The 15,973-nt window shown below is 72.2% G+C and carries 14 protein-coding genes; 4 read left to right on the plus strand and 10 right to left on the minus strand.

What is annotated here, in order from left to right; translation table 11 throughout:
• The first annotated feature begins 278 nt into the window (after positions 1–278).
• Entirely contained in the window at positions 279–2,045 is a 1,767-nt protein-coding gene (locus FRCN3DRAFT_RS0220035) for a cholesterol oxidase substrate-binding domain-containing protein (RefSeq protein ID WP_007513900.1), read from the plus strand.
• A 34-nt stretch (positions 2,046–2,079) separates the two neighbouring features.
• Here the strand turns inward: FRCN3DRAFT_RS0220035 and FRCN3DRAFT_RS0220040 are convergent, their stop codons facing one another.
• From FRCN3DRAFT_RS0220040 to FRCN3DRAFT_RS0220060, 5 genes are all read right to left on the minus strand, one after another.
• Positions 2,080–3,906 (minus strand): glycoside hydrolase family 15 protein, encoded by a 1,827-nt coding sequence (locus FRCN3DRAFT_RS0220040; RefSeq protein WP_007513902.1) that lies wholly within the window; start codon positions 3,904–3,906, stop codon positions 2,080–2,082.
• A gap of 97 nt (positions 3,907–4,003) precedes the next feature.
• Positions 4,004–4,126, minus strand: a complete 123-nt coding sequence (locus FRCN3DRAFT_RS57170; RefSeq protein ID WP_269799832.1) for a hypothetical protein — start codon at positions 4,124–4,126, stop codon at positions 4,004–4,006.
• 113 nt (positions 4,127–4,239) lie between these two features.
• Positions 4,240–4,722, minus strand: a complete 483-nt coding sequence (locus FRCN3DRAFT_RS0220050) for an SRPBCC domain-containing protein (protein WP_007513906.1) — start codon at positions 4,720–4,722, stop codon at positions 4,240–4,242.
• A complete protein-coding gene (locus tag FRCN3DRAFT_RS0220055; protein ID WP_027140767.1) occupies positions 4,719–5,054 on the minus strand; it encodes an ArsR/SmtB family transcription factor in 336 nt (111 codons plus the stop codon). The genes FRCN3DRAFT_RS0220050 and FRCN3DRAFT_RS0220055 overlap by 4 nt, the downstream gene beginning before the upstream one ends.
• 53 nt (positions 5,055–5,107) lie before the next feature.
• On the minus strand, positions 5,108–7,189 hold the full coding sequence (locus FRCN3DRAFT_RS0220060; RefSeq protein WP_007513910.1) for an ABC transporter ATP-binding protein: 2,082 nt from the start codon (positions 7,187–7,189) through the stop codon (positions 5,108–5,110).
• Positions 7,190–7,389: 200 nt separating this feature from the next.
• On the opposite strand from FRCN3DRAFT_RS0220060, the gene FRCN3DRAFT_RS0220065 reads away from it, so the two are divergent.
• On the plus strand, positions 7,390–8,409 hold the full coding sequence (locus FRCN3DRAFT_RS0220065; protein ID WP_007513912.1) for an arabinose dehydrogenase: 1,020 nt from the start codon (positions 7,390–7,392) through the stop codon (positions 8,407–8,409).
• Positions 8,410–8,467: 58 nt separating this feature from the next.
• Here the strand turns inward: FRCN3DRAFT_RS0220065 and FRCN3DRAFT_RS45390 are convergent, their stop codons facing one another.
• The 3 genes from FRCN3DRAFT_RS45390 to FRCN3DRAFT_RS0220080 form a co-directional block, all read right to left on the minus strand.
• Complete coding sequence (locus FRCN3DRAFT_RS45390; RefSeq protein ID WP_083401605.1) at positions 8,468–10,747, minus strand: DUF6541 family protein; 2,280 nt, start codon at positions 10,745–10,747, stop codon at positions 8,468–8,470.
• Positions 10,748–10,972: 225 nt separating this feature from the next.
• Positions 10,973–11,488, minus strand: coding sequence for a TspO/MBR family protein (locus FRCN3DRAFT_RS0220075; protein WP_007512039.1), 516 nt, complete (start codon positions 11,486–11,488; stop codon positions 10,973–10,975).
• A 106-nt stretch (positions 11,489–11,594) separates the two neighbouring features.
• Positions 11,595–12,062, minus strand: a complete 468-nt coding sequence (locus FRCN3DRAFT_RS0220080) for a Dps family protein (RefSeq protein ID WP_007512041.1) — start codon at positions 12,060–12,062, stop codon at positions 11,595–11,597.
• Between the two features lie 750 nt (positions 12,063–12,812).
• On the opposite strand from FRCN3DRAFT_RS0220080, the gene FRCN3DRAFT_RS54190 reads away from it, so the two are divergent.
• Complete coding sequence (locus tag FRCN3DRAFT_RS54190) at positions 12,813–13,172, plus strand: hypothetical protein (RefSeq protein WP_131803537.1); 360 nt, start codon at positions 12,813–12,815, stop codon at positions 13,170–13,172.
• 86 nt (positions 13,173–13,258) lie between these two features.
• Here FRCN3DRAFT_RS54190 and FRCN3DRAFT_RS0220085 read toward each other — a convergent pair whose 3' ends face one another.
• Entirely contained in the window at positions 13,259–14,536 is a 1,278-nt protein-coding gene (locus FRCN3DRAFT_RS0220085) for a sensor histidine kinase (RefSeq protein WP_007512043.1), read from the minus strand.
• Entirely contained in the window at positions 14,533–15,189 is a 657-nt protein-coding gene (locus FRCN3DRAFT_RS0220090) for a response regulator transcription factor (protein ID WP_007512045.1), read from the minus strand. Before FRCN3DRAFT_RS0220090 ends, FRCN3DRAFT_RS0220085 begins: the two co-directional genes overlap by 4 nt.
• Before the next feature lie 231 nt (positions 15,190–15,420).
• On the opposite strand from FRCN3DRAFT_RS0220090, the gene FRCN3DRAFT_RS0220095 reads away from it, so the two are divergent.
• Positions 15,421–15,972 (plus strand): hypothetical protein, encoded by a 552-nt coding sequence (locus FRCN3DRAFT_RS0220095; RefSeq protein WP_198536007.1) that lies wholly within the window; start codon positions 15,421–15,423, stop codon positions 15,970–15,972.
• Position 15,973 lies beyond the last annotated feature (1 nt).

A 15,973-nucleotide genomic window follows, 5' to 3' on the forward strand; every position in this document is an offset into this window, starting at 1 on the left:
CCGGATGCCATCCGGTGGTGCCCGGCGCGCCTCGATCGACCGGGCACCTCACAGCCCGGCGACGCACGATCATCCCACCCTTGCTCACCGTACGTGTCGTCGCGATTTCGTCGCGCATCCACTCCTCCACCTTAGGTCCGACTCGTCACGACGGCCGCTCGGCGACCGATGCCCCGCGCGGGACCTCTTGACGAGCCGAGGGGCGTCCGAGATCATCTCCCCCGCGCCACGTTTTTCTGACGGACCATCAGATTTGAACCAGTCAACAAAGGGGCATCATGACTCGTCACCACGAGCCCGCACCCCACCGTCCGGACGAGGATCCGGGCCGGAGCCACGCCTCCCGTCGGGCCGTCATCGCGGGAGCGGGCCTGACCGCGTTCAGCCTGCTGCAGTGGACGCCCGCCTTCCGGCTGACGCCGGCGGAGGCGGCCACCCCCGCGCCCCCGAACTTCCCGACGTCCGTTCCCCTGTACCTGCAGGCCTTCCAGAACTGGTCCGGCGAGATCAAGGTCGACAACCTGTGGACCGCCGCGCCCGCCTCACCCGCCGACGTGGTGACCATGGCGAACTGGGCGCATGCCAACGGCTGGCGATTACGGCCGCGGGGCGCGCGGCTGAACTGGTCACCGCTGGTGGTACCGGCGGGCGCATCGGGCGTCGTGCTCGTCGACACCACCGCACACCTCACCGCGATCACCGTCCACGCCGGCAGCCCGGCATCGGTGACCGTCCAGCCGGGCGCCACGGTGGACGCCGTGCTGGCGGCGCTCGAACCGGCCGGCTACGGGGTGACCGCGACCCCGGCGATCGGTGAGAACACAATCGGCGGAGTGCTGGCGGTCGGCGGGCGCGGGACCGGGATAGCCGCACAGGGCGAGACCCTCCCCGCCGGCCACACCTTCGGGTCGCTGAGCAACCTGGTGGTCTCCCTGACCGCGGTGGTCTGGGACGCCGGCCAGAACCGCTACGTGCTGCGCACCTTCCAGCGCGGCGACGCCGAGGCCGGCGCGCTGCTCGTCCACCTCGGCCGGGCCTTCATCACCGAGGCGACGCTGCGGGTGGGGCCGAACCGGCGCCTGCGCTGCCAGAGCTGGTTCAACGTCAGCGCCGACACGTTGTTCGCTCCCCCGGCCTCGGCCGGGGCCCAGTCGTTCGCGAGCTACGTGAACTCCAGCGGCCGGGTGGTGTGCATCTGGTTCCCGTTCACGGCGAACCCGTGGCTGCGGGTCTGGACCGTGAGCCCGAACAAGCCGGTGCTGTCCCGGCAGGTCTCCAGCGCGTACAACTTCCCGTTCAACGACATCATCCCGCAGCAGGTCTCGGACCTCCTGACACAGATCATCACCGGCGACGTCTCGCAGACGCCGACGCTGATGCAGACCCAGATCAGCCTGGTCGGTGCGGGCCTGGTCTCGACGGCGAGCTGGGACATCTGGGGCTGGTCGAAGAACCTGCTGTCCTACGTCAGATCGAGCACGCTGCGGATCACGACCACCTGCCACGCGATCCACACCCGGCGCGCGGACATCCAGCGGGTGGCCGCCGAGTTCTACGCCTTCTACAAGGGCAAGCTCGCCGAGTACCAGGCGCGCGGCCAGTACCCGATGAACGCCCCGGTGGAGTTCCGCGTCACCGGTCTCGACAATCCTGCCGACTCGCTCGTGCCCGGCGCGCGCCCGGCGCTCCTGTCACCGCTGCGGCCGCGGCCGGACCACCCCGAGTGGGACGCGGTGGTGTGGGTCGACGTGGTGAGCGTTCCCGGCACCCCGTACCAGGACCAGTTCTACCGGGAGCTGGAGACGTGGCTGCGCAGCAACTACGCCGGCGCCTACGCCGCCGTCCGGCCGGAATGGTCGAAGCGCTTCGCGCACACCGACGCCGGCCCCTGGACCGACCCCGCGGTGCTCGGCACGACGATTCCGGCGAGCTACTCCGCCGGCGCACCGGCCGGCGCCGACTGGAACGCCGCCCGGGCGATCCTGTCCGCACTGGACCCGCACCGGGTGTTCAGCAACGCGTTCCTGGACACCCTCCTACCCTGACCCAGCCGCGGCGGCCTGCCAGGCAGCACGGCCGTCAGCCGAGGGCGCGGTCGAGGTTGAACGCGGCGCTGATCAGCGACAGGTGGGTGAAGGCCTGCGGGAAGTTGCCCTGCTGCTCGCCGGTGCGGCTGATCTGCTCGGCGTACAGGCCCACGTGGTTGGCGTAGGTGAGCATCTTCTCGAAGGCGAGCCGCGCCTCGTCGAGCCTTCCGGCCCGGGTGAGCGCCTCGACGTACCAGAACGAGCAGATCGAGAAGGTGCCCTCCTCGCCGCGCACGCCGTCGGGGCTCGCCGCGGGGTCGTAACGGTAGACCAGCGAGTCGGACACCAGCTCCTCGCCGAGTGCGTCCAGGGTGGACAGCCACTTCGGGTCGGTGGGCGAGACGAACTTGGCCAGCGGCATCATCAGCACCGAGGCGTCCAGGACGTCGTCGTCGAGGTGCTGGACGAACGCCCGCCGGTTCGCGGACCAGCCGCGGCGCATGACCTGCAGGTAGATCTCGTCGCGGCAGCCCCGCCAGCGCACGATGTCGGCGGGCAGGCCACGGTGCGACGCCAACCGGATCGCCCGCTCGACCGCCACCCAGCACATCAGCCGCGAGTACAGGAAGTTCTTGCGGCCACCGCGGGTCTCCCAGATGCCCTCGTCGGGTTGGTCCCAGTGGTCGCAGACCCAGTCCACCAGCACGCAGACCTCGTCCCACAGGCCGCTGGAGATGGGCTGCCCCCACTTGTCGTAGAGGTAGACGGAGTCGAGGAGCGCCCCGTGGATGTCCAGCTGGAGCTGGTCGGCGGCGGCGTTGCCGACCCGGACCGGGGCGGAGTCCCGGTACCCGCTGAGATGGCCCAGCTCCTCCTCTGACAGCTGGCCGCGGCCGTCGATGCCGTACATGATCTGGAGCGGGCCGCGGGGGCAGTTGTCGCGCAACGTGACGCGCTCGGACAGGAAGTCCATGAACGCCCGCGCCTCGTCGGTGAATCCCAGCCGCAGCAGCGCGTAGACGCAGAACCCCGCGTCCCTGATCCACACGTATCGGTAGTCCCAGTTACGCTCCCCGCCGATCTGCTCGGGCAGGCTGGTCGTCGGGGCCGCCACGATCGCCCCGGTCGGCGCGTAGGTGAGCAGCTTGAGGGTCAGCGCGGAGCGGTGCACCATCTCCCGCCACCGCCCCCGATAGCGGGACGCGGCCAACCACCGGCGCCAGAACGCCACCGTGGCGGTGAACTCCCGCTCGGCCTCGGCATGCGGACACCCACGCGGCGCGATGTCACCGCCCACCCGGTCGAGGGCGAAGACCGCGGACTCCCCCTCCAGCAGCTTGAAGATCGTCCACACGTCCCGGCCGTCCCCGTCGAGCGGCACCGTGGCGGTCAGTGCGAGGGAGAGCGACGCCGACTCGAACAGCGTCGCGCCGCCCTCTGTCCTGACGGTGTGCGGCAGCCGGGCGTAGTCGAACCGGGGGGCCACCCGCGCGCGCATCGGAATGGACCCGCGCACGCACACCACGCGCCGGATCAGCCGGTGCCGGTCGCCCGCGCTCGCGTCGCCGATGATCGGCATGAAGTCCTGGACCTCGCCCACACCGTCCTCGGTGAAGAACCGGGTGATCAGGACGTTGGTGTCGGGGAAGTAGAACTGCCTCGACCTCGCCGGCGCGTCGGCCGTCAGCTCGAAGTGCCCTCCCCGGTCCGCGTCGAGGATCGAGCCGAAGACGCTGGGCGCGTCGAAGGACGGGCAGCAGTACCAGTCGATGGTCCCGTCCGTGCCCACCAGGGCGACGGTGCGCAGGTCGCCGATCAGCCCGTGGTCGGCGATCGGCAGGTAGCGCGGGCCCCCGGCCCACCAGTCCTGCCCGGTCATAGACCTGTCGTTCCCCGGGCGGGCCGGCCGTGAACGGGCATCGCCGTTCGCCGTGCCGCTCCACCGTTTCGCACCGCACCGTCTCGGCGGGGTCGGTTCAGGTCGAGGGTGATCTGAAGTAGGTGGGGGGATTGGCCGCGATGTCCTGGAGCCGTTCGGGGAGGCGCCAGGTCACGTAGGCGGCGATGGTGGCTGCCCACACGGCGGTGACCAGCACCACGCCGCTCGTCGAGATCAGGGGTTCGAGGAGGGCGATGCAGACCCCACCGCGCGGCGGCGCGCATAGGTCGCGACCAGGTTTTGCGTGGGTGGCCGGCCTGGTGATGCCTGTGGCTAACGTTCCTGTGTGGTGCCGGTCTCGGTGAATCGGGCCAGCTGTTCGGTGACTGTGCCCCAGCCCTCCAGGAAGCCGAGGTCCTGGTGCCGGGCGCGGGCGGTCGGGTCGCCGTGGCGGACGACGATCCGGTAGTCGGTGCCGCTGGGATGGTCCAGGAAGGTGATCTCCGCGGTCATGGGTACCGGCGCGGGGACCGCGGGGCGCCAGGCGCTGTCGATCGCGTTGGTGAACACGAGGCGCTCAAGCTCATCGACGACCAGGAAGCAGGCGTCGAGGTGTGGGGTGAATTCGGTGCCGTCGTCGCTGAGCCGCGTCACGAAGGCGCCGCCGGGCCGTGTGTCGAGGCGGTCGACGCGGCAGAGCGTCGGAGCGGGAAGCCACCAGCGTTCGAGGCTGGCCGGGTCGGTCCAGGCCTTCCAGACAGCGGCGCGCGGCGCGTGGATGAGGCGTTCCAGCGAGAGGTCGAGGTCGTGGTTCATGCCTGCTCCTCGGGCGAGGTGACGAACTGGACGAGACGGTCGGTGCGGTCCTCCCAGCCACGCCGCTGCTCCGCCAGCCAGTTCTCGAGCGGCGCGAGGCCGTCGCGGTTGAGCTCGCAGGTGCGGACCCGGCCGGACTTCGCCGTACGGATGAGGCCGTTCTTCTCGAGCGTGCGGACATGCTTCATGAAGGAAGGAAGGGCCATGGGGAAGCCGTCGGCGAGGTCGCTGACGGTCGCCGGCCCGCGGCCGAGGCGGCCGAGCACCGCGCGCCTGGTCGGATCCGCGAGAGCCACGAGCAGCCCGTCGAGCCGCACCGAATACTGTTCCACGCGGCTAAGTATTGCGGGCCGCGATACTTAGCGCAAGAGCTAAGTGTCTGGCTCTACCGCGCGCCCTGAGCCTGGCCTGGTGCGGCCGGTGCTTCGGCCGCCGGAACCGAGGATGGTTCCGGATCTGGGGTGTCGACGAACTGGCGGGCCTGGAGGGTGAACAGGTCGTGGTAGATGCCGGGGCGGCTCATCAGCTCGGGGTGGGTTCCCTCGTCGACGACGAGCCCCTCGTCGAGCACGTAGATGCGGTCGGCGGTCCGGACGCTGGCCAACCGGTGGGTGATCAGCAGGACGATCCGGTCCCGGCCGAGCCGCTGGATCAGGCTGAACAGCGTCTGCTCGGCGCGGGCGTCGAGGGCCGCGGAGGGTTCGTCGGCGATGAGGAACGGGGCGTCCCGGTAGACGGCGCGCGCGCAGGCGATCCGCTGCCACTGGCCCCCGGACAGGTCATGACCGGCGTTGTACTGGCGGGCCAGCGAGGTGTCGTAGCCGTGCGGCAGCTTGTCGACCACCTCGTCCGCGCCGGTGGCCCGGGCGGCGGGGATGACGCTGTCCGGGCCGTCGGTCGCCAGCCGACCGACGCGGCCGACCGCGATGTTCAGCCGGGCCGACATGGGCCACTGGGTGTAGGACTGTGGGATCAGGCCGACCCGGTCCCGGACGCTGTCCGGGTCGACGTCGGCGAGGTCGACGCCGTCCCAGGTCACGGTGCCGGCGTCCGGCAGGTACAGGCCGGCGAGCAGCTTCGCCAGCGTGGACTTGCCGCTGCCGTTCGCGCCGACGAACGCGACCACCTGGCCCCGGCGCAGCTCGACGGAGACGCCGCGCAGCGCCTCGGTGCCCGTGTGCGGATAGCTGTAGGTGGCGCCGTCGACGCGGATGACGGTCGGGTTCACCGGGGCCGTCGGCGTCCGCCGCTCCGGGATCCGACGGGCCGCCTCCTCGATCCAGGCCCGGTACTCGCCGAAGTAGAGGAAGTTCTCGTAGGCGTCGTTGAGGCTGGACAGCGCGGTCGACAGGGCTCCCCGCCCGTTGCGGATCGCGAGGACCGCGGTGCCCGCCGCGGCGAGCGGCATCACCCCGGCGTCGAGGAGCAGGACGAGCATGCCGTACACGGCGCCGAGGGCGAGCCCGGCGACGCTCTCGCCGATCAGCCGGTACCGGACCTGGCCGCGGCCGACCCGCAGTTGCTCGGCCTCGTTCGCGCGGGCGAGCAGGGTGTACTCGTCGAGCAGGAAGCGCCCCAGCCCGAACGAGCGGATCTCGGCGGCGCTGCTCCGATCGATCATGTAATACCGCAGCATGTACTGCCGCCGGACCTGGCGGATGGTACCGAGCCAGGACGCGTACGCCAGCCGAGCCGAGCGCGCCGTCGCCCAGCCGTCCGGCAGGATCGACAGGACCAGCAGCGGCAGCAGGAGCGGATGCAGCACGCTCAGCACGCCGCCCGCGGCCACCATCCGCACGGCGGAGGTGAACACGTCGGCGGTGTTGTCAACGAGCTGGCGCCCGCCCGAGGCACCGCGCTCGGCGGCGTCCAGGTCGTCGACGAACCGTGGGTCGTCGAAGGCCATCACGGAGGTGCGGGTCGCGACGTCGAGCAGCCGGACCATGCAGACCCGGTCGATCCGCGGGCCGAACCGGCGCCGCAGCAGGCTCTCGACCAGGGACAGCGCGGTGCGCACGACTCCCGCACCCGCGACCAGCGCCAGCGCCGGCAGCGCCTCGCGGATCCGGTCCGGCGTCGGGCCCGCGCTCAGCAGCTCGGTGAGCGCGCCGGCCACGGCGAGCAGGCCGGCCGCCTCCGCCAGCCCGGACACCACCCTGACGGCGACCAGGGCCAGCAGCCCGGCGCGGTCGGCCTCCCAGGCGAGCGACCACGACAGCTTGAGCAGCCCCGGAAGCCGTCTGGCCATGGTGCGTACGCCGGTACGTTCCATCGTCTTCTTGTGCTTCGTCCACGCCCCGGTGGGGTCCTCGTCCTCCTTTCCGTACGTCAGGACGGGATCGTGGAGCGCGGCGCCGGGCGGCGAGCCGTCCTCCGGTGACGGACCGCTGGTCTCTTCGCCCCGCTCGGAGCTGGGAACGTCCCGCTGCGCCGGTAGCGCGCCCGTGCGGTCTGGGTTGCCGTCCACCGGTTCAGCGTCAGCGAGAACGCCGGTCCGAACCTCGGATTTTGGGGGTCTTTCGCTTCCCGCGCGCCGGTGGGCGCCCCTGCCACCATTTGCCCGGTTTCACTATCGGCTGCGTGTCCGGTCCCCGCCGGCCAAGCTCGATCCGGACGCACCGCCCGGCGACGGCGCCGTCCACGTGCCGAACCGACGAGGGAGCTTTCATGAAGGCTGTGCGGGTGTTACCGGGTGGTGGGCTGGAGGTCGCCGAGGTGCCGGTGCCGGAGGTGGGCGCCGGGGAGGTGCTGGTGAAGGTCGCCGGCGCCGGGCTGTGCCATTCGGACTGCCTGATCGCGGCGGCTCCCACGGTGTACCGGCCCGACGGAGCGGGATTCACGCTCGGTCACGAGACGGCCGGCTGGGTGGAGGCGGTCGGGCCCGGCGTGCGCGGACTGAGCGCGGGGCAGCCGGTCGTCGTGCACGCCGAGTACGGCTGCGGCCAGTGCCCGACCTGTGTCGCCGGCCACGAGCGGTACTGCCCGGTCATCAGGCCGGCGAGCGGCGCGGGCCTCGGGTTCGACGGCGGCCTGGCGGAGTTCCTCCGGGTGCCGGCGCGGACGGTGGTCGCGCTCCCCGACGGTCTCGACCCGACGGACGCCGGGCCGCTCGACGACGCCGGGCTGACGCCGTACCACGCGATCCGGTCGTCGATGCCGTGGCTGGGCGCGGGGGCCGTGGCCACGGTCATCGGCATCGGCGGGCTCGGCCACCTCGCCGTGCAGATCCTGCGCGCGCTCTCGCCGGCGACGATCGTCGCCATCGAACGCGACCCGCGCCGCCGCGAGTTCGCCCTCGAGCTCGGCGCCGACGTCGCCCTCGACCCGGGCGACCACGCGGCGGGGCGGGTCAGGAAGCTGGGTCGCTCGTCGTTCGTGCTCGACCTGGTGGGCGCCGACGAGACGCTCGCGCTCGCCGTCGCCTGCGCCGCCGAGCGCGGCAAGGTCGTCTGCGTCGGCGCCGCCCTCGGCTCCGTCCCCTTCGGGCTGATCCACGCCCCCTGGGAGTGCGTCCTGCAGAGCAGCTACTCCGGCGAGGCCTGGGAGCTGCGCGAGCTCGTCACGCTCGCCGCCGCCGGCAAGGTGCGCGTCAGCGCGAACCACATCTCGCTCGACGAGGTGCCGGCGGCCTACGAACGGCTGGACCGCTCCGAGCACGGCCTGGGCCGCACCATCGCCGTGCCGTGAGCCACCCCGGCCCGTGACCGGCCGCGCCGCCGGCGGGCCACGGCGTCAGGCCGCAGCGTCAGCGGCCCGCCGCGCCGGCCAGGGCGACGTCGAGGGTGGGTAGCACCCGCGCGGCGAGCCATCCGGGTCTGACGCCGGCCGCGCCGTCCGGCAGGCGCCGCCAGCCAAGACCGGGCGCGAGCAGGGAGAGGTCACCGGTCGCGCGCCGAACCAACGGGAACCGTTCCTCCCACCCGCCAGCATGCGGGTCGGCGCCCGCGGCGAACCCGACGACCAGCTCGGCCGGCGACGACTGACCGGCGGTGATCTCGTCCGGTCCGGTGATCGCTCCGGTCGTCAGGGCAAAGGTGTGGGTGAGCGCGCCGGCGCCATCGCTCCCGCCGGGAGGCAGGGCGGCGAGGTCCAGCGAACGGGTCTCACCCCCCAGCCGGATGTACATCCGCGCGCCGGCTCCGACGCTGGCGGGCGCGGCGGCGTTCCCCCCGGTCGCCGCCGCGGGCGGGCGGATGGTCACCCGGATCTCGACCCGGGTGCCGGTCACCTGGCGCAGCGGGACGAACGAGCCCCGGTAGCTGCCCGGGACATCCGCGTCGACGAGCTCGTCCGGTCGCAGCCGGTAGAGCGTGCGCCCGGGCATCCGCTCGGGAAGGGCGGCGACGGCGGGCCCGATGTCCGCCGCGTAGACGATGGGGCCGTCCAGCCCGGGGCTGTTGCGCAGGGTGTGGTACGGGACCTGGGTGTACCGGCTGGCCACGCCGGACGTGACGACGACCAGCGCCGGGCCGGGCAGGTCGTCCGGGACGAGCGCGTCCAGGAAGTCGTTGCCGGCGTCGACGTTGTGCTGCACGTCGATCCTGGCCTGCAGGGTGGGCACGGTGAGCGCCACGAACCCGACCGCGGTGAGCGCGAGCGCGGTCGGTCGGACGAGGCGGGTAGGCAGGCTGGCCCGCGCCGGGCGGGCCGGGCTGCTGGCCGGGCGGGCGGCGGGCGCGGCCGCCCGCCGCGTGCGCGGCCGCCCCGGTAGCAGGGTCCAGAGCCACCGGGCGCCGGCGGCGGCGAGGATGACCAGGGGCGTGAACCCGGCCAGGTGGTAGTGCGGGCCGAGGCCGTTGCGCAGGCCCGGCACGGCGAACGCCGAGCCCCACCAGAAGAAGTAGCCGGCCAGCACCGCGGCGGTCGTCGCGAGGAGCAGCAGGCGTTCGGGGCGTCGCCGGGGGGCCAGCAGGCCGACGGCGGCGAGAGCGACCAGTCCCAGGCCGCCGAAATACCAGCTCGGTGCCGCGCCCAGGGTGTCCCAAAGGGCCTGTTCGGCCGCATGCCGGGTGAACAGGAAGCTCGGTTCGGTGGGCAGGATGCGCCGCGCGCCGAAGCCGAAGGTGTCCAGCGGGTCCGAGGCCGACAGCGGCAGCCGCAGCGGCGATCCCGTCACGTGCCAGCAGTAGGCCAGCAGGACGGCGACCAGCGGCGCGGCGCCGAGGGCGGCCCAGGCCGAGCGGGTCAGCAGCCTCCGGGGGGTCCGCCGCTGCCGCGCGGCCACGAAGAGCACCAGGGGCAACATGACGAGGACCACGTCGTACGGCCGGTTGAGCAGCGCGAACCCGACGAGCGCGCCGCCACCGATGAGCGCCGGTCGTGATCCGGTACGGGCCCCGCGTAGCAGGAGGGCACTGGCCAGCGTGAGCACTGCCGCGCAGCAGGCGTAGGCGAGCGGAAGAGCCGTGTGCAGCAGGACCAGCGGCGAGAGCGCGAGGAGCACGGCGGCCACGAGGGCCGTCCAGACGTCGTCGAACAGCTCGCGGGCGAGCAGGTAGGCGCCGATGACCCAGCAGGCCGCGACCGCCGCGGGAGCGACGGTCATCGTGCCGAACAGCGCCTGGGAGACGGCGAGCAGCGCGGGCCAGCCCGGCAGGTACTTGGTGAAGACATGGTTGCCGTGGACGCCGGTCAGCCACGGCTGGAAGAACGGCTCCACCACCCGCGCGTCCAGCGTGAGCCGGCCGTCGAGCAGCATCCGCGCCTGCAGGACGTAGGCGGCCTCGTCGGCGTCGCCGGAACCGCGTGGGTAGAGGAAGGCCTGCAACAGGAGGCTGCCGACGAAGGAGCAGAGCGCCAGCAGCAGGACCGCCGCGGCCGGTGCGCCGATCCGGATCCGCCGGAGCCCCCGACGCCCTTGGAACGCCTGAAGCTGGAGCCCCTGAAGCCCACGGAGCCCTCGGGGACGCGGCGGGAGGTCCTGAGCCGGTCCGCCGGGCCCGGTCCGGGCGTCGACCGGTCCGGGCTGTGCCGGAATACCTGACTCGGGGGCGACCGCTTCGGGTGCTGACGAGTCGATGGTCATCGCGACATGCCGCGTCCGGCCCTCACCATCATGAAGGCCTCACGGCCCAACCCCGTCGTCCCCGGTCATGCGTCCGCACCATCCGTCGCCCGCCTGTCCGCCGGCCCCGTCTCACGGCATCCGTAACAACCAGCGCATTCGCGCCAACTGGGATGATAGAGAGTGCGCCAGTCCAGGCAGGAGAGGGTTCCTCCGGCCGGAAGCCGCGCGAACGCCGGGTTTCGATCAGGCGAACAGCCGCCCGCGGGACGAAGATCGCGGGCGGTCGGCAGAGTCGGGATTGCGGGTGGCGATCGCGGCGTTCAGTGCGGTGGCGAAGCCGGTCCAGGCCACATACGGCAGCAGCGCCGCCGCGGCTGGCCGGTCGGCCCGCCAGGCGCACGCCAGCAGCGCCAGGTTGGCCGCGTCCAGCGCGGCGATCTCAGCCAGCGCCCAGCGCGGGCGCCTGGCCCGGAAGAACAGCGGCGTCCAGCCGGCGTTCAGCGCGAGGTCGATCGCGAACACGCGCCGCAACCGCCGCCGCTGCTGCTCCTGGGCGGCACCATCCAGCGCACGGGCGCCGGCGAACGCGATCAGCGCGTACAGCGGGGTCCAGACGGCGGGGAACGCCGCCGGAGGCGGCTGCCAGGCGGGTTTGTCCAGAGTCCGGTACCAGTTGGAGTCAGGGCTGGTGGCGACGGCGCCGAGGGCGGCGGCGCCCGCCGTGGCCAGGCCGGTCCTGACGAGAGTCGGAACGCTCATCCTGGCCTGATACCCGGCGGACGCCCAGCATCTCCGGCACCGAGCATTCCCGGGCACCGAGCATTCCCGGGCACCGGGCGTCCCCGGACATCGGGCCCGGACTAGGTCAGATCATCGCCTGGAACATCCAGTGCTGCATCTCCAGCTCCTTGAGCGCACCGATGATCAGGTCCTGGGTGACGGGGTCCGGCTCCGCGGTGGCGTCCATCCGGCCACGCATCCGGGCGACGACCTCGGCCAGGACGTCGGTCATCAGCCGGACGACCTTCTCGTCCTGGACATAGCCGGACTCCACGCCGTGGATCTGACCGCGGTGGGCGACCGTGGCCACCTGACCGTCCGGGTTCACCCCGATGGCCACCGCGCGCTCGGCCGCCAGATCGGTGTGGCGGCGGGCGACGTCGACGACCTGGTCGAGCTGGCGGTGAATCGAGCGGAAGGTCCGGCCGGTCACGTTCCAGTGCAGCTGCTTCGCGAACAGCGAGAGGTCGATCAGATCGACGACCATGGCTTCCAGGGCCTCGCCGGTTATGGTGCGCGCGTCGTCTGACAGCGGGCTGCGAATGGCACTCATGGAGTTCCTCTCCTCGCGATGGCGGTCAGGTCCTTGTCTGGAAATGCCCGCAGAGAAGATCGTTACAGCGGCCTCGTACGCGTGACGGTGACGGGCCGGTCCGACGGTTTGGTCCCGGGCTGATACCGGACTGATACCGGACTGATGGAAGTGAGGAGAGGACGATCCGGGTCGTGGCCCGGCGCCGGGGCCGCCCGTGTCGGAACACCCTGAATGACCGGAACTCATCGCGATGGCCCTGACCGCCGAGTGCTCTCGTGCGGCACCACAGTCCCGGCAACGACCGGTCCGCCATCCCGCGTCGGCGTGTGCGGCCCAGGGGCGGTACCGGGCCGAATCGGTCCATGCCGGGCGTCGCTGACCCCACTCGACAGCCGGCTGGGGCAGACGCCCGCGACGGCCGTGTCCGGGGAGGGACGAAGACCGCATGATCCGCCGCACGGGCTCGCTGCGGCAGGTGGAATTGGGGTCCAGACCGGGTCTGGACCCCAATTCCACCTGCCCCGAGGATCTGCTCCGTCCGCGGGCGACGATCACCGCGGGCCGCGCCGTTCGTCGGACAGTCCTCCGCGACGCGAGGCGGCTGTCCTCTGGCCCGCGATCCTCGAGGTGGTCGTCGGGCGTCGTGGCGGATGTGGCGGAGTTGGGCGGCGAGTTGACGGGCGCGGGCGAGCGGCCTGACCGATTCGGGCGGCCTGGGAGTGCGGGATCGTTGCGCCAAAACGGTCACGGGCGGCTAGCATTCGCGCCATGAGCAGGTACCTGGAGAACGCTGCCCGCATGCTCGAAAAGGCCGAGAAAATGGCCGATGAGAACGGGATTGATTCCGGTGAATATCGCGTCTGCGTGGAACTTGCCCGCGAGTACCAGAGGCTTGCCGAGATCGAGCGGGGGCAGGCCCCAGCCCATTTCCTGGCACCAGGAACACCCAGGGATGAATTACAAGGTTACTGTCCGATGTCGGGGCAGCCGCTCGCGCCCGCTTCTGCCGGCGGTATTCGGATGACCTCGGACCGTCCTGGCGGCCGCGGCCAGGGGCGTAGCAGCGTGCTGAACTGCAACAATGGCTTCTGCGGTTTCCTGTCGACAGGGCAACCCCAGTGCGGATGATCGATTTTTGATCGCGCCTGTGGGTGTCGCGCGCGACGCCGCTCACCGCGGACGGCCGGCTGGCGAGCTGATCTGGGCCATCGCGATCAGGCCTGGTCCGGTGGATCGCGGTCGGGGGCCGCGGGCAGGGTCACGGTCACCACCAGGCCGCCGCCGTCACGGGCCTCTGCCCTGGCCGCGCCGCCGTGGGCCTCGGCCACGGACCGGACGATCGACAGTCCGAGCCCGGCCCCCTTGGCGGTGATCAGCCGTTCGGTCGCCATCCGGTGGAACGGTTCGAACAGCGACGGGACCTCGTAGGACGCCACCGCGGGCCCGGTGTTGGACACCTCGATCTCCACCAGGCTGTCGTCCCGGGCGCGACTGGCGACCCACACCTCGCCGCCGTCGCCGATGTTGTGCCGGACGCCGTTCTCGACCAGGTTGTGCACCAGCCGCTCCAGCAGCAGCGCGTCGCCGCTCGTCGGGGCCTCGGTCGCCGACTCGTGCACGACGATCCCGGCGCGTTTCGCCTCCGGCGCGGTCTGGCCGACGACGTGGGTGACCACGTCCGCCAGATCGACGGGCCGGCGCGCGGTGATCTCCTTCTCCGAGCCCGCCAGCAGCAGCAGTCCACTGATCAGCCGCTCGTGCCGAAGGTTGATCTTCAGTAGATCGTCGCCCAGCTGCTTCACGTCCTCGGAGGCCGACCGCCGGTGCATCGCCACCTCGACGAGGGCGCGACCCACGGTGAGCGGGGTGCGCAGCTCGTGGGAGGCGTTCGCGATGAACCGGCGCTGCCCGTCGAACGACCGGTCGAGCCGTTCCACCATCGTGTCGAACGCGTCGGCCAGCTCCTTCACCTCGTCGTGCGGGCCGCGCAGGGCGATCCGCTCGTGCAGCCCCCGGTCGGCCGCCGGCGCGGCCGCGATCCGGCGGGCCGTGTCGGTGACCCGGTGCAGGGGCGCGAGGACCCGACCGGCGACCAGCCAGCCGAAGCCGGCCGCCGCGCCGCCGACCACACCCAGCGCGATCCCGCCCTGGACGAGCAGCGACCTGGTCGCCGCGCGGCGAAGCTGGTTCTGCTGGTCCCGCAGCCAGCGCTCAGCGTCCGCTCCGGTGATCAGAGTGTCGCTGCCATCCGGGGAGGACGTCTGCCTGCCGAGCGAGGTGGTGGTCGTCACGTTCCCGTTGGACTCGACCCGCTGGGCGAGCACCTTCGTCCCGGATCCGCGCATCTGCTGCTGGAACAGCGCATACGTGGCGCCGAGCAGCACCACCCCGGCGACCAGGAACAGCCCGCCGTAGATCAGCGTCAGCCTGGTCCGCAGCAGGCGGCGCCGGGACGACGACGGTCGGACGGCGGTGGCGGTGGCAGCGGTCATGAGATTCGATAGCCGACGCCGGTGACGGTCTCGACAACCGGCGGGTCACCGAGCTTGCGGCGCAGTTTGAGGATGGCCAGCCGCACCGCGCCGGTCAGCGGGTCGGCGTGCTCGTCCCACGCCTTCTCCAGGAGGAACTCGGCCGACACCACGGCGCCCTTCGCCCGCAGCAGCTCGGCGAGGACGGCGAACTCCTTGCGCGACAACGGCACGTATCGGCTGTCCCGGAACACCTGCTGGCGGGCCGGGTCCAGGGTGATGCCCGCTCGGTTCAGCACCGGTGGCGCGGCCGGCCGGGCGCGCCGGCCCAGCGACTGGACCCGGGCGGCGAGTTCCGCGACGGCGAACGGCTTGGTCAGATAGTCGTCCGCGCCAAGGTTGAGCCCGTCGACCCGGTCGGTGACCTCGGCGGCGGCGGTGAGCATCAGCACCCGGGCGGTCGCGCCGGAGGCGACCAGCTCCCGGCAGACATCGTCGCCGTGCACGGCCGGCAGGTCCCGGTCGAGCACGACCACGTCGTAGCTGTGGACGGTCAGCCGGTCCAGCGCCGCCTCGCCGTCGTACGCGACGTCCACCGCGTGTGCCTCGTCACGCAGCCACTCCGCGACCGCCTCCGCGAGCATCGGCTCGTCCTCCACCACCAGTACCCGCACGGCGCCACTCCGCTCATCCCGTCGACCCGCCGACACATGCTCGCCGACCACTCTGTTTCCTCACCGTTAGCGCAAGCTGATGATCTTGAAATCGCCCCGGTCGGAGGGCGGGCCACCAGCCGCCGACGGCGGCCATGGAAACGCCGGCGAAACGCCCCGGTGCGTTGCATCAGCGCTCGACCGGTCGCGACCAGCGCCGGTCGAGACAGAGCGACCTGGCAGGGAGACGACGTGACGCGAAGGCTTTCCCGGCGAATGCCGACGGTTCTGGCGGCGCTGCCGCTGGCCCTCATGCTGGCCCTCGCCGGCTGCGGTTCGGGCGACGACAGCGGCACGGTGGCCTCGGCCGCCGGGGTCGGGTCCGGGGGCGCGGGCGCGGACGGAGCGACCGACGGCGCCACCGCCACCAGCTCTCCGCGGCCGGGGGATCTGGCCGTCAAGTTCGCGCAGTGCATGCGCGAGAACGGCATCGACATGCCCGACCCGGTGGACGGCCGCATCGAGCTACGGATCGACCCGAGCACCCCGAAGGAGACCGTCGACGCGGCCATGGCGGCCTGCCGCGAGTACAGCCCGCAGGCGAACGGGTCCGCGGGCAGCGACCCGGAGATGGAGGCCAAGTCCAGGGACTTCGCCGCGTGCATGCGGAAGAACGGCGTCGAGGCGTTCCCCGACCCCGATCCGGGCCAGCGCGGCATCATCATCGGCCCGGAGGCCGGGGACGACCCGGACTTCCAGACCGCCCAACAGGCCTGCCAGGGCATCCTCTCCGGGAAGGCGTGAC

This window comes from Pseudofrankia saprophytica (genome assembly GCF_000235425.2).
GTDB classification, from domain to species: domain Bacteria; phylum Actinomycetota; class Actinomycetes; order Frankiales; family Frankiaceae; genus Pseudofrankia; species Pseudofrankia saprophytica.

Bases quoted from the DNA above. Each gene is read 5' to 3' on its own strand.
- FRCN3DRAFT_RS0220035 (WP_007513900.1), top strand. From the start codon at position 279: ATGACTCGTCACCACGAGCCCGCACCCCACCGTCCGGACGAGGATCCG.
- FRCN3DRAFT_RS0220040 (WP_007513902.1), bottom strand. From the start codon at position 3,906: ATGACCGGGCAGGACTGGTGGGCCGGGGGCCCGCGCTACCTGCCGATC.
- FRCN3DRAFT_RS0220050 (WP_007513906.1), bottom strand. From the start codon at position 4,722: ATGAACCACGACCTCGACCTCTCGCTGGAACGCCTCATCCACGCGCCG.
- FRCN3DRAFT_RS0220065 (WP_007513912.1), top strand. From the start codon at position 7,390: ATGAAGGCTGTGCGGGTGTTACCGGGTGGTGGGCTGGAGGTCGCCGAG.
- FRCN3DRAFT_RS45390 (WP_083401605.1), bottom strand. From the start codon at position 10,747: ATGACCATCGACTCGTCAGCACCCGAAGCGGTCGCCCCCGAGTCAGGT.
- FRCN3DRAFT_RS0220075 (WP_007512039.1), bottom strand. From the start codon at position 11,488: ATGAGCGTTCCGACTCTCGTCAGGACCGGCCTGGCCACGGCGGGCGCC.
- FRCN3DRAFT_RS0220080 (WP_007512041.1), bottom strand. From the start codon at position 12,062: ATGAGTGCCATTCGCAGCCCGCTGTCAGACGACGCGCGCACCATAACC.
- FRCN3DRAFT_RS54190 (WP_131803537.1), top strand. From the start codon at position 12,813: ATGAGCAGGTACCTGGAGAACGCTGCCCGCATGCTCGAAAAGGCCGAG.
- FRCN3DRAFT_RS0220085 (WP_007512043.1), bottom strand. From the start codon at position 14,536: ATGACCGCTGCCACCGCCACCGCCGTCCGACCGTCGTCGTCCCGGCGC.